At 38.0% G+C, this 13,875-nt stretch carries 10 protein-coding genes; 5 read left to right on the top strand and 5 right to left on the bottom strand.

What is annotated here, in order from left to right:
* The 5 genes from MT390_RS18935 to dauA form a co-directional block, all read left to right on the top strand.
* Positions 1–263, top strand: a 263-nt coding sequence (locus MT390_RS18935) for a glutaredoxin family protein (RefSeq protein WP_499442741.1), incomplete at its 5' end; no start/stop codon positions are given.
* Positions 264–269: 6 nt separating this feature from the next.
* Complete coding sequence (gene uup, locus MT390_RS18930) at positions 270–2,225, top strand: ATP-binding cassette ATPase Uup (protein WP_499442740.1); 1,956 nt, start codon at positions 270–272, stop codon at positions 2,223–2,225.
* A 7-nt stretch (positions 2,226–2,232) separates the two neighbouring features.
* Positions 2,233–4,062 (top strand): DUF3466 family protein, encoded by a 1,830-nt coding sequence (locus MT390_RS18925; protein ID WP_499442739.1) that lies wholly within the window; start codon positions 2,233–2,235, stop codon positions 4,060–4,062.
* 236 nt (positions 4,063–4,298) lie between these two features.
* Positions 4,299–5,264 (top strand): PstS family phosphate ABC transporter substrate-binding protein, encoded by a 966-nt coding sequence (locus tag MT390_RS18920; RefSeq protein ID WP_166371838.1) that lies wholly within the window; start codon positions 4,299–4,301, stop codon positions 5,262–5,264.
* Positions 5,265–5,869: 605 nt separating this feature from the next.
* On the top strand, positions 5,870–7,561 hold the full coding sequence (dauA, locus tag MT390_RS18915; RefSeq protein ID WP_499442738.1) for a C4-dicarboxylic acid transporter DauA: 1,692 nt from the start codon (positions 5,870–5,872) through the stop codon (positions 7,559–7,561).
* Between the two features lie 453 nt (positions 7,562–8,014).
* Here dauA and MT390_RS18910 read toward each other — a convergent pair whose 3' ends face one another.
* From MT390_RS18910 to MT390_RS18890, 5 genes are all read right to left on the bottom strand, one after another.
* Positions 8,015–8,899, bottom strand: coding sequence for a LysR family transcriptional regulator (locus MT390_RS18910; protein ID WP_499442736.1), 885 nt, complete (start codon positions 8,897–8,899; stop codon positions 8,015–8,017).
* 395 nt (positions 8,900–9,294) lie between these two features.
* Positions 9,295–11,043: a solute:sodium symporter family transporter gene (locus MT390_RS18905; RefSeq protein WP_499442734.1), complete on the bottom strand. Its 1,749-nt coding sequence runs from the start codon at positions 11,041–11,043 to the stop codon at positions 9,295–9,297.
* A 15-nt stretch (positions 11,044–11,058) separates the two neighbouring features.
* Complete coding sequence (locus tag MT390_RS18900) at positions 11,059–12,522, bottom strand: sulfatase-like hydrolase/transferase (protein WP_499442733.1); 1,464 nt, start codon at positions 12,520–12,522, stop codon at positions 11,059–11,061.
* Positions 12,523–13,150: 628 nt separating this feature from the next.
* Positions 13,151–13,519, bottom strand: a complete 369-nt coding sequence (locus MT390_RS18895) for a DUF202 domain-containing protein (protein WP_499442731.1) — start codon at positions 13,517–13,519, stop codon at positions 13,151–13,153.
* On the bottom strand, positions 13,509–13,856 hold the full coding sequence (locus MT390_RS18890) for a YidH family protein (protein WP_166371832.1): 348 nt from the start codon (positions 13,854–13,856) through the stop codon (positions 13,509–13,511). The genes MT390_RS18895 and MT390_RS18890 overlap by 11 nt, the downstream gene beginning before the upstream one ends.
* Positions 13,857–13,875 lie beyond the last annotated feature (19 nt).

Here is a 13,875-nt window from a genome sequence, read left to right as displayed (position 1 = left end):
AACAAATTATAAGTAATAGACAATTAAAAATGAGTTTACCTGTTTTATATCATACCGATGGTTGCCATCTTTGTGAGCAAGCAATGGCATTGTTAGTACAATGCCAAGTTGACTATGTGTTAGTCGATATCATTAGCGAGCAACACTTGGTAGATTCATTTGGTATTCGTATTCCAGTATTAGAAAATGCAAAAGGCCAACATCTTGATTGGCCTTTTACGTTATCTCAAATCGAACAATTCTTATCACCTAATAAAGAGTGAATAACCGTGGCATTATTAACATTACATAACGCAGAACTGGCTTTTGGCGGTGGTGCATTATTAAATAAATCAAATTTAGTTATTGAACCAAACGAGCGAGTTTGTTTAGTAGGAAGAAACGGTGCGGGTAAATCGACACTGTTAAAAGTCCTTGATGGTCGTATTCAATTAGACGATGGTTCGTTATTAATAAATAACGATGTGAAAATCGCACGTCTTGAGCAAGATCCACCAACGGCAAGCACCATGAGTGCCTATGACTTTGTTGCATCAGGCATGGAAAATGCGGGTGTGGTGTTGAGTCAATACCATGAACAATTGCATATCATTGCTGAAGATTGCAGTGAAAAAGCGATGAATAAATTACAACGCTTACAGGAACAAATTGACCAACTTAATGCGTGGCAATTAGATTCGAAAATCAACCAAATCTTAGACCGTTTGGCCATTGATCCTGAAATTACATTGGATCAATTATCCGGTGGTTGGTTACGTAAAGTCGCACTGGCTAAAGCGTTAGTGAATGACCCTGATTTATTATTATTGGATGAACCGACTAACCATTTAGATGTTGGGACTATTGAATGGCTTGAGCAATTTTTAATGTCATTCCAAGGCTCTATTGTTTTTATCAGTCATGACCGTGAATTTATTCGTCGTTTAGCAACCCGTATTGTTGATATTGACCGTGGTAAGTTAAGCTCATGGCCTGGTGGTTATGAAGATTACTTAATTGCTAAAGAAGAAGCATTACGTGTTGAAGATGAACAAAATGCAGAATTTGACCGTAAATTAGCCATTGAAGAAACCTGGATCCGTCAAGGTATTAAAGCGCGTCGAACTCGTAATGAAGGGCGTGTACGTGCTTTAAAATCTTTACGACAAGAGCGTTCAGAGCGAACGAATGTACAAGGCAAAGCCAAAATTATTGTCGATGAAGCCGCACGTTCAGGTAAAATTATCTTTGAAACTGAAGGCTTAACTTACAGTTACGATGATTTACGTATTGTGCGTGACTTTTCAACCACGATCATGCGTGGTGATAAAATTGCATTAGTGGGCCGAAATGGCTGTGGTAAAAGTACACTACTTAAATTATTACTGGGTAATATTGAACCTGATCAAGGTACGGTAAAATGTGGTACTAAGTTAGAAGTAGCTTATTTTGACCAATACCGCGATGCATTAGATCCTGAAAAAACCGTGGTTGATAACCTAGCAGAAGGTAAACAAGAAGTAGAAATCAATGGTAATAAACGCCATGTTTTAGGTTACCTACAAGACTTCTTGTTCCACCCAGATCGCGCGCGTACGCCAGTTAAAGCATTATCAGGTGGAGAGAAAAACCGTCTTTTATTAGCCAAAATATTCTTAAAACCAAGTAATTTCTTGATCTTAGATGAACCGACCAATGATCTTGATGTCGAAACGCTGGAGTTATTAGAAGAGTTATTAGCAAATTACCAAGGCACCTTATTATTAGTGAGCCATGACCGTAGTTTTGTTGATAACACAGTAACACACACTTGGTTCTTTGATGGCAATGGTAATATTCAACAATTTGTTGGTGGTTACAGTGATGCTGTGCGTCATAAAGCGCAAAGTGAAGCGTCGGTGGCTAACGATAAAGGCATTAACGTTAAAGACAATAGCTTTAAAGACAATAACGTTAAAGAAAAAAAATCAACACAGGCTGTTGAAAAAACGGTGTCTAAAGCGCCTGCTAAAAAGAAAAAATTGTCATATAAAATTCAACTTGAATTAGACGGTTTACCAGCTTTACTAGAACAATTAGAAGAGCAAGTAGGCACATTACAAGAAACCATTAATACGCCTGAGTTTTTTACTAAAGATAAAAAAGAAGCCGACCAATTCTTAGCGCTATTGGCTGAAACGGAAGAGAAGCTAGACACCGCTTTTGCACGTTGGGAAGAATTGGACGAGTTACAAAACGGAGAGTAATGTTTACATGAAATACACAAAAAGTATCTCAATTATCGCCCTGTTATCTGCAAGCAGTGCCTGGGCCGCGACGACAACACCTTATTATAGTGTTGAAATATTATCTGTTGATACAGACGGCAGTATTATAGGCCCATTCCCGTCAGCTATTACTGAAGAAGGCAGTTTATTTGCAGCTTACGCTTTCAAAGCGCAACTAGATCAAGATATCGACTTAGGATTGCCTTTTACCTTTAATCAAACCTGTTTTTATGATGATGATATTTGTGATTTTGCATTTGAAGGTAGTGAAAGTAGTGCAGATTTAAGTTTTGAAAATGGTTATCAAGCTTGGCGTAATGCAATGTTTGATATTGATGCTGGTAATGCTGATCCAAGTAGTTATTTCTTTGGTGCAACCAGTAATATTAATATCGAAGGTTTTGGCAGCGATACCGATGTTAAAGTGACAGATGTTGTTGACTCTAGTTTTTTAAGCAGCAGTTTTGCTGTTGGTTACGGGTCTGCGCCTTACACTGATGGCAAACGTGACTTTGTTCGTCGTGGTTTTATCACTGACGCGAGTACCAGCGCTGCATCGGTTTCATTAATGCCTGATACCTTTGATGATGATCAAGGTGGCTTCACTAGTGCTTATAAAATGCGTGATGTGACTTATGGCACGGCCCCTAAGCAAATCACTAAAACGCTAATTATAGGTAGCAGCAGTAAGTCTTTATCTGGCGGTGATGATGATACTGATAATTTTGACCTTTGTTATAGCAGCGGTGATATCGATGAGGTTGATACTCTCAATGACCTTGTTTATTGCCCTGGTTTTGATACACAAGCTTGGGCTTGGGAATACACTGGGACTGAAACTGAAATAACAGGTTTTGCTCTGGCAACAAAATGGTTAGATAGTGATTCAACATACGAAGACAGTGATGTTACTTACAGTGCAGCGGCGTTAGACATTAACAGTGCGGGTATTGCCGTCGGTGTTTCATCATTTGAACACTCTGATAGCGATGTAGGTGCGCGTCAACGTGCGATAATCATGACTCCTAGTGACGACGGTGTTTATGGGGAACCAACAGTAATCACTTCAGCAACAGATGAAAGTTATGATGGTAGTGGTGATTATGACGAAGATGATACTTACTATAACTCATGGGCTCAAACGATTACCGACGATAATATCGTGATGGGTAATCGACAATACTCATCATCTAAAAATGTAAATAAACCTATAGAAATGTTTATTTATGATATCGACAATAAAAGTATTGACGAGCCATTGGAAAATAAAAAAGTATTATCAACTAAACAACGTTTAGCTGGCGACAGTGCTTCTAAAGTCGGAGCGAATAGCCGAGGTTATGATATGAATAACAAGGGTCTGATTGTCGGTAAAGCCGATGCCTATGACCAAACGGCTCCTGTTTCAGGTGGTAATTCTCGTACACAAAGTGCATTTTTATATGATAAAACCAGCGGTGATAGTTGGTTCTTAGAAGATTTGCTGTGCAGCGCGGATGCTGATGGTGTGGTTACACATCCGTTAATTCGTTTACAAAGTGCAACGGCGATTAATGATAACGGCGTGATTTTGGCTCAAGGTTATATATACGACAGTAATAACGACTATACCAATAAAACTAATGCATCACAGATAATGGTGAAATTAACACCTGACTTAACTTCAGAGCCTGATAACAGCCCGAACTGTTGGAAATCTGAAGCATTAGTTAATAGTGATACTCCTTACAAACGCAGCGGTGGTGCAAGTTTTTGGTTATGGATATTTGCTTTACCGTTAATATTAATACGCAGACTTAGCGTTAATAAAAAATAATTTAAGATAGTTAACGTTATGATTTAAAGGGCTTATTACTTAAATGTAATAAGCCTTTTTTGTTTCTACCCATAAAACAATGAATAAAAAATGAATAAAATAATTCACTTGTAATCAAAGTGTCACATTAAAGCTGCATATTAAGCAACATCGCTACGAAGCGTAATGAATATTTTGTTAAATAATTAATGAAATACAAATCATAAAAATTAACTTAGTAGAAAATGGAGTTTTGAATGAAACTTAAAATGTTAGCAGCAGCGGTTACTTTAGGTACTGCGTCATTAATTTCAACGCCTGTTCTTGCAGCAGATCATGTTTTGCCAACTTACACTAAAGTAAGCGGTATTTCTGGTAACCTTTCATCTGTTGGTTCTGACACATTAGCAAACATGATGACATTTTGGGCTGAAGAATTTAAACGCCAATACCCAAATATTAACATTCAAATTCAAGCTGCAGGCTCTTCAACAGCGCCGCCATCTCTTACAGAAGGTACTTCTCAGTTCGGTCCAATGAGCCGTAAAATGAAGTCTAAAGAAATAGAAGCATTCGAGAAGCGTTACGGTTACAAACCAACTCAAGTTCGTGTTGCAATTGATGCACTGGCAGTATTTGTTAATAAAGATAACCCAATTAAAGGTTTGTCAATCAAACAGGTTGATGCGATTTTCTCCTCTACACAAAAATGTGGTAATGACAAAAATGCTACTCGCTGGGCTGATGTTGGCCTAGAAGGTAGTTGGTCTGGTAAAGATATTCAATTATTTGGACGTAATTCGGTATCTGGTACTTACGGTTACTTTAAGTCAAAAGCATTATGTAAAGGTGACTTTAAAAACTCTGTTAATGAGCAGCCTGGTTCAGCATCCGTTGTTCAATCTGTCGCTTCTTCTTTAAACTCTATCGGTTACTCTGGTATTGGTTATAAAGTAGCAGGTGTTAAAGCAGTAGCTTTATCTAAGAAAGGCGGCCCATTTGTTGAAGCAAGCATGGAAAATGCAATCAGTGGTAAATACCCACTCTCTCGTTTCCTATACGTATATGTTAACAAGCACCCAAACAAACCACTTTCACCGCTACAAGCTGAGTTCATTAAGCTAATGTTATCTGAGCAGGGCCAAGGCATAGTGAAAAAAGATGGTTATATTCCACTGCCTGTTGCAGTAGTAGAAAAAGAGCTAGCTAAACTAGGGCTTTAATTCCTCAGTAGAGTTCCTAGTAAAGAAAGTAATAAAAAAACAGCGCTTTTTAGCGCTGTTTTTGTTTCTGCTGTAAAAGCGTTATTCAGGCGATACAACCATTAACATTGAAGACGCAAAAATCAATAAGCTGTAGGGGGTAAACGGATGCTAGGAATATGATCTTGAGTCGCTCATCATAGAGGTGTCTCAAAATTTTTTAAAGCATCGCGCTCATGCTCATCAATAATCTTCTTATGAGTAAGGCAAAACAAGCTCTTAAGATAATGTTAATAACAGGTATTATCAAACTAGCTCGATTAAAGGCAAGCGATCCATATTGATTAAAATTATGCACGCAACTACCTCCATTTCTATCAACTAGCTCCATTTCTATCAACTACCTCCATTTCTATTAAGAAACACAGCTCCACGAGAACGCTAAAACATTTCCCTTTAATTTAATAAAGATAACAATGAATAATATTTAAAGAATTTCATAATTTCAGTACTTATTTTAAAAATAATAACTCAGTTTAACTTCTATTTTTTTATGAATTATTGAGAAATACAAGATGAAAGAGTAAGATCCAATTTTATCGTTAGCGCCTATAAGTGAGCACACCTTGTTTTCTGCATTAAAAAAATCTATTTTGAGCAAACCGACACTTTTTGATATTCAAGCAAATGTATTAGCAGGGTTAGCCGTAGGCGTTATTGCCTTGCCTCTCTCTATGGCATTAGCTATTGCCAGTGGTGTCCCCCCCCAACATGGATTGTATACCGCTATTATTTCCGGTCTTTTTATTGCTGTTTGTGGCGGCTCAAAAGTAAATATATCAGGACCTACAGCAGCCTTTGTGGTTGTCTTGTTACCAATTGTTCATCAATTTGGAATCGGGGGATTGTTGATCAGTGGGTTTATGGCGGGTATCTTTTTAATTTTGATGGGGGTAGGTAAGCTTGGAAAGCTTATTGAGATTGTTCCTTACCCAGTCATTATTGGATTTACAGCAGGTATTGGTGTTGTTATAGGCACATTACAAATAAAAGATTTTTTAGGGCTGAGCATTGCTACATTTGAAGGTGATTATCTTGAAAAACTCTCTTTAATTATCCATTCATTACCAACGATCAATTTTCAAGAATTTTTCATTGGTGGGCTTACCATTGTCATTTTATTATTGTGGCCACGAGTGCACTCAAAAGTGCCAGGGCATCTGATTGCACTGCTTGTTGGTTCTATTACTGCTTGGGGGCTTCAATATTTTTATGCGGACTTTTCCGTTGCTACTATTGGCAGTCGATTTCACTATGATATAAACGGCATAACCGGTGATGGTATCCCTGCTATTTTACCTGCTTTTGAATGGCCATGGAATTTACCAAATGCAGATGGTCAGCCAATTGGCATCAGCTTTGATCTTATCAAAATGCTATTACCGTCCGCGATCACTATTGCGATTTTAGGCTCGCTTGAGTCTTTGTTATGTGCAGTAGTCGCTGACGGAATGTCTGGCAAGAAACATAACCCCAATGATGAACTTATCGGCCAAGGTATTGGTAATATGATTGCGCCATTGTTTGGTGGTATTCCAGCAACTGCTGCGATAGCTCGCACGGCGGCAAATATCAAAGCAGGCGGTACGATCCCTCTTGCTGCTGTAGTGCATGGTTTATTTATTCTAGGCTCAATACTCGCGTTGACACCTTTGTTAGCTTATATCCCCATGGCATCGATGGCGGCATTATTATTAGTGGTTGCATGGAATATGAGTGAAGCTAAACATTTTATCCGTACGGTTAAAGTTGCACCTAAAGACGATGTTATTGTACTTATTTTATGTTTTGTTCTGACGGTACTTTTTGATATGACTATTGCAGTGGCCGTTGGAATTGGTTTAGCTGCTATGTTGTTTATTCGCCGAAGTATTACTCTAACAGATACCTCGCGAGTCGAAAAAAATCATGAAGTTTATGATGATCTCTCTGACAGCATTGTTATCTATGATATTAACGGTTCATTATTTTTTGGGTCAGCGCAAAAAGCATTGCAAAGTATTTCAATTGTTACACCAAATCTTCGTGTCATCATACTCGATATGTCCGAAGTCACTATGCTGGATATGAGTGCGATTATTGCTATTGAATCGATTAAAGAAAGTCTTGATAAACAGCAGATAGGCTTAGTGATTAATAATCTGCAGCCGCGTATGGTGTTGAAATTACGACGTGCTGGTATTCGCTTTAAACCACGTAAATTACAATTCTCTCGAACACTTAAAGATGGGATTGCAATTGCACGTAATATGCATTGATACAAGTAATAACCGATTTAAATCTTATGACAAGTAAATGCTGCCTATCGGCTGAGCCTTTGTATTTATACCCATGCCACCTCAAGACGCCTTGTCAGGTGAAACCTCGGATACCAGAGCAAGGCGCAACATGAGGTAATGGTTATTCCCTTTTTGATTGTTGCACGCAGGGCTGATTTTCGAGGTTGCGCCCCGTAGGGCAAGGCAACTTGCACCAATCTGCGTTGTTATAAAATCTCTATGTAGAATAACTATACTTCAATTTTATGCCTAGCATCTCGGTACAATTTGCCTTGCTGACTTTGCATCTTGAGGTCGCATGGGTATATATCCCGAAATCAAGGTATGTTGTTCGGCTTGATAGGGTGGCATGGGTATAATAGATGCAGCAATGAAAAGTGTTCTTAATATGAAACGGATGTGCGACTAAAAGTGCTATTTTGAAGTCCATTTTTATACATGCTTGATTATTTCTTCAATAAAATCTAAAGCTGTCTGACTGCGATATTTAGGGGACTTTGACCAAACACCAAGGTGATAGTGCCAAATCGGTTCTTTAATGCGTACTTCTGTAATATCAGACTGGTTATATTGATTAAGTTGACGGTTGGAAATACACATTAATGCATCGCTGTGTTTAACCATGGTTAAGGCCATTTGTAGAAAATCAGTTTGTAAAATGAAGTTAACAGGTCTTATTCGCTCTAGGTCTAACTGCTGATTAAGATGATCCAACATTACTTTAGAATTTTGAAAAGCTACCCAAGGGTATTGAGTTAACATTTCGAGGTCGCATATTTGGCCTTGTGCTAGGGGATGATTCTTATTCGCCATAATACACATGCGGCTTTTCATCATAGGCGTGAAGCTGAGTTCATTATTTTTAACCAAAGATGCGCCATCTTCGCCACCAAAAGCTAACTCAATTTCATCATTAAGTAGGGCAGGAATAAGCTGATAAATAGTATTAGACTGCACTTCTATTCTTACATGTGGATATTTTAAGTAAAAGTTGGGTAAAAAATTACAAATAGGGCCTTCCCAAGCACTTCCTGCACCAATTTTTAAGATTGTTTTTTGATGATCTAACGCTTTGATTTCTTGTGTTATGGCGACTAATTCATTTTCTATTCGCTGCACGCGATCAAGTAATATTCTACCAGCAGGAGTCAATGTTACACCTCGAGCTTTACGTTCAAATAATGAGGTTTGGTAACGAGTTTCTAATAGCTTAATACTTTTGCTGATAGCAGGTTGGCTAACCCCTAGCTCAATACTTGCTTGAGAAATAGAGGCCTGTAGAGCCGCTTCTTTAAAATGTAATAAGAGTTTTTCCATATTCATTCCTGTAAACGCCTGAATTATAACAAGGCTAACTTCTATTATTCCTAGACTTGCATCATAGGAGCAAAATAATTGTTCTAAACAGCAGTTCTAAATAAAGTTCAAAAAGTATTAAAAAATATTGTATAACGTAGAGATGCATGAAAGTAAGTGTACTGGCTCGCTTATGGGCTTGAACCCATAGTAATAGTACATATCCATTAGATACTTCACCTTTGTGTGCAGTGGTACAGTGCCTAGGAACAGTTCACACCATGAGTTGTGGTTATGTACATCTTGAATGAAGAAGGGTATTAATGAGATTGATTCCATTAGCTCAGTGGAAGTATGCCTTTTAAAACAAAAAAGGCCACATTACAAAAAGTAATGTGGCCACCCTTAACTCAGGGTTAAACTTGTTTTATTAATTCCTCTTTAGGGCCACTTTCAAAAATACTATTGGCTTTATTATCACAATATCTTTTAATAACAGCATTAATCGCCCAAGTACTGAATAGAGAAGCGAATAAAATAATCATTAAATTACCAGGGATCTCCTCAATAGGCGCGACAACGCCGATTGGAGAAGCGACGGCATAAGTTGCGACCATTAATACTGTCGTAGCCACTGATGCTAGACGAAGATGTTTCCAGTTTTGAATATTAACAGGAGCTTCTTGAACTCTTCTTTTAACAATTTCAGCTGGGTGCAAATAAGTAATAACAGCGGTAACCAGTAAACCACAACCAAAGTAGATGGCTGTTTTATGCAAGAAATGTAAATCCCAGCCTGTATAACCAAAGCGGAAGAATAAATACAGTGCCATGTAAGTCAACATACCGGCAATAGTCGCCGTTGAACTGGCGCGTTTAGATACCATACCAACCAAAATCATTAACAACATAGGAATAGTAAATAATGCATTGAACTCTTGCATGAACATATATAAACCCTGCGGTGCAAATTTTATAAATGGTGCACATATGGCTGCGAATAAAGCCAAGCCTGCACCAAACCATTTACCGGCAGTAATACATTTTGCCGGATCCATTTTTCCTTTATGGTATGGCTTATAAATATTAACCGCAAAGATAGTAGAGCAAGAGTTAATGGTTGAATTGAAAGTTGAAATAATTGCACCAAAAAGAACGGCACCAAAAAAACCAACCACGGCTTCAGGTAACAGGCGATTAATTAATAGCGGGTAGGCTTCATCTGGGCGAATATTTTCAGAGCCATAAAGGTGGTAAGCTGCAATACCAGGTACAATTAAAATGAATATACTAATAATCTTAATAATGCCGGCTATTAATACCCCTTTTTGCCCTTCAGCTAAGCTTTTAGCACCAAGTGCTCGTTGAATGATAACTTGATTTGTACAAGCAAAATAAATGTTCATCAATAACATACCAGTGAAAATAGCCCCAAAAGGCACATTCACCTTAGGAGAGCTAACGGCATTAAGCATTTGTGGTTCTTTAGTGACAAGTTCAACTAATCCATCACCTGCGTCACCAGCGCCTAACGCTCGCAATGCTAATATCAATACTAAAATGCTACCAATAAAAAAGCCAATACCGTTGACCGTATCCGAAACAACAACTGCTTTTAAGCCGCCAAAAATAGCATAAAACCCACCGATAATAGTAATAAAAATAATAGAGATGATCAGTGCACTTGAATCTGAAATACCGAATAGAGAGGAAACATCAAAAATCTTACTAAGGCCTAATGCACCAGCATAAACCACCGAAGGTAATGCCACTGCTGCCATATTAACCAAAATACACCAAGCAATCACATTACGTGCTGTAGGCCCAAATCGGTCTTCTATATAGTCGGGAATAGTGGTGATCCCTTTGCGAATGAACATAGGCAAAAACACACAAGCCATTAATACAAAAGCAATGGCAGATGTCACCGCCCAACCCATGTTAGATAAACCAACACTAAAGCCTTGGCCATTAAGACCAATTAATTGCTCCGCCGACCAGTTGGTTAGCAAAATAGAAAAACCAATTGAAATACCAGTCAGGCTTCGTCCACCGAGAAAATACCCATCACTGGATTTTAAATCTTCTTTTTTTGTCGCTATATACGAAATAATGGCGACGAGTGCTGTAAAACCAATAAAACTTAATAGAGTCCATGTATTCATTTTCATGCTTCCTTTTTATTTCTGATAAGCGATAGCGGGGCCATATTCGGCCATACCAACCATGATATAAGGGTTTATATTCTGATCGCCTACGCTAGCGGCAAATTGCCAGAGTTGTTGATGCAGATCTTTTTTGATCTGATCAAGTTTTGGATCGTTGATACGGTTACACAATTCATTAGGGTCATTGTTGAGGTCATACAATTCATCGGTGTCTAATGGGTTATGTACAAGTTTCCAATGGAGGTTAAAAACACTGCGTTGAGTGCAGTAAAGCTCATTACCGTTAGTTTGAGTAAATAAGAACTCTCGATACTGAGCCTGCTCATTTTCTTTAAACAGTGACGCTAAACTATTACCAACAACGGGATGTTTGAATTGCGTGCCTGCGACCTCTAAAAAGGTAGGGGCAAAGTCTGTTAATGAAACAAGTTGCTCGCAGACTCGGCCTGGATTTTCGATGCCATTTTTCCAATAAGCAACGGCGGGTATGTGGTATGCACCTTTAAATGCCGGTAGGCCTTTGCACCAAAGTCCATGCTCCCCATTGTAATCCCCGTGATCGCTAGTGGCTAAGATCAAGGTATTATCGAAGTCAGGATGTTGTTTTAACTCCGTGAGTACCAGTCCCAATAGATAATCTTCATAGGTGCAAAATGCCATGTAATGACGAATTGCATCTTTCTTTTCAAGGACACTAAGTTGATCAAAAAGACATCTTACTTTGCGATTGTAAAAGGGTTTATCAAGCATAAAATCATCATGAATTTCACTTAATTTGACCTCATAATCGGCATACATATCCAAAAATGCTTGTGGTACAAAGTAAGGGTCATGTGGGCCTAAAGTGCCTATGTACATTGACCAAGGTTTTTCTGTATTTGATTCGCGAATTTGTTTGAGTTTTTCTATTGCAGAATCAACTATTCCTCGGTCATTAAACGGGTTTTCATCAATGCCATAATGTATGTATTCTGGGTAACCAGGACGTTTAATTTCACCTTCTTTACGAATTGATGCTGGTTCATTAGCAATCGCTTTGTACATATCCCAACCTGGAGACATTGCATCATTAGTAACGTCATTCTTTTGCTCTTTATTGCAAGTGACTAATAATTCTTCATAGCCGTAATCTTCAGGGCCTGTATCAAAACAGACATGCCACTTACCAGCAAAATATAGTGAGTAATCTTGATCTTTGAGATAATCACTGAATAACTCACTACCTGCATTTAAACCACGAGAAAGTGCATTCTGCACACAAACATTATTCCAAACTCCATGTTGAGTGGGGTATAAGCCTGTAAAAAAAGATGCACGAGAAGGGCAACAATGTGGAGATGGACAATAGGTATTGTTAAAGTGAATACCACCTGCCATTAATTCACGAGTATTAGGCATGAAAATATCTTGATTATTTAACGTATCACCACGCTGCTGATCAGTCATGAAAATAAGTATATTAGGTTTTTTTAACATCTAAAGTTCCCCTTGTAGAGAGGGCAGTATGGTGAGTTTTTTCAATAAAATGTTGATGAATATCTCACTAATTTGTATCTTTATTTTGGATATTAATAACCATGAAACGGCTTAAACTAGCCATAACCTAAAACACGTTTAGAGATAAAAATAAGTAATGGCAGTAATGATAGAAGCATCTTTATTGTTGTTATAAATAGCTCTAACGTCTGGATTAAGCTGTTAGATTTTCATTTAAATGCCTCAAATTGGTTTATTTCATGGCTTGTTGAATTTGTATTTAGAATGGTAACGGACATGAAATCCGATGTTAGAAAAGTTCTTTGTGGAATAGCAGTCATATTGGCTATTGAGTTGACCGAACATTAGTGGTCAACTAATTGCAACACCCGGTAAAAAATTGATAAATAACCATATTTATGGGGGAAGTCGATACCTATTTAAAGCAGTCGCTTATGACCTACTTATTGTTTTAGTCTTTTCATTAATAAAGATAGGGGGGAATTGGCATTAAGCTGCTCATTTTTTTCATGTTCAAGGGTAATGATTAAAGAAGTGTTTGTAACCTTCATATAAATAGCTAGGGTTATTGTCTGACTCATTCAACAGTTCATTCGACGTAATTTACCTAGATAAGATACGATTCAGATATACGATTATAACTAGACATAATGATTGATAATGCGAATACAAGCGCACTAAAGATGATAGCAAAACAGATCATTTTTTTAACTATTACTGAGCCGTAAGAAGTGAGTACTGTACTTCTTTCATCGAACAGGTTCCGTTTGTAGGCATAGATGCAAACACCAATATTACAGAGCAATAAAATAATACTACCTGCGACTAAAATCAGGTCATTTTTAATGAACCCTAACCTTAGAAATAACATCGAGACACCGACGATTAAAAATAACGTTCGATACCATGATAATGAGGTTCTTTCAGGTTGTAATCCTGGGTCGTCATGACGTCTTGATATACGGCTAAATGGCATTGCTGATCATCAATATTATGGCGCAAGCAATAAGAGTCATGAAGATACTCACTAAGCGCAAAATTTTAGTATATGGCAGGTCTGTATTCTGACGCATTGCTTTTTCATTTGCGACCCAACGTAAATAAGCATAAAGCGCTATCAGGGCGGCAAATAAACACAGCGCTAAAGAAAGCATTTCTCTGATTGCTGGAGAGGCTAAATTAGGGGCTAACTGATCTAAGCCAATGGCTGCGGCTAAAAAAGCCAGTGAGGTTCTGATCCACGCCAAAAAAGTACGTTCGTTGGCTAAAGAGAACCGGTAGTCAGGTGCGTTGCCTTGCTTGATCCATTTCATAAAATTACTCGAGTAATAA

Source organism: Vibrio sp. 2-Bac 85, assembly GCF_037546705.1.
In the GTDB taxonomy this organism is placed as follows: domain Bacteria; phylum Pseudomonadota; class Gammaproteobacteria; order Enterobacterales; family Psychromonadaceae; genus Psychromonas.
Note: the sequence above shows the minus strand (reverse complement) of the source record. Positions and strands in the feature narration are given on the sequence as shown.

Coding starts and splice junctions, on each gene's coding strand:
- MT390_RS18905 (WP_499442734.1), bottom strand. CDS start 11,043: ATGAATACATGGACTCTATTAAGTTTTATTGGTTTTACAGCACTCGTC.
- MT390_RS18920 (WP_166371838.1), top strand. CDS start 4,299: ATGAAACTTAAAATGTTAGCAGCAGCGGTTACTTTAGGTACTGCGTCA.
- MT390_RS18925 (WP_499442739.1), top strand. CDS start 2,233: ATGAAATACACAAAAAGTATCTCAATTATCGCCCTGTTATCTGCAAGC.
- MT390_RS18900 (WP_499442733.1), bottom strand. CDS start 12,522: ATGTTAAAAAAACCTAATATACTTATTTTCATGACTGATCAGCAGCGT.
- MT390_RS18895 (WP_499442731.1), bottom strand. CDS start 13,519: ATGCCATTTAGCCGTATATCAAGACGTCATGACGACCCAGGATTACAA.
- MT390_RS18890 (WP_166371832.1), bottom strand. CDS start 13,856: ATGAAATGGATCAAGCAAGGCAACGCACCTGACTACCGGTTCTCTTTA.
- MT390_RS18910 (WP_499442736.1), bottom strand. CDS start 8,899: ATGGAAAAACTCTTATTACATTTTAAAGAAGCGGCTCTACAGGCCTCT.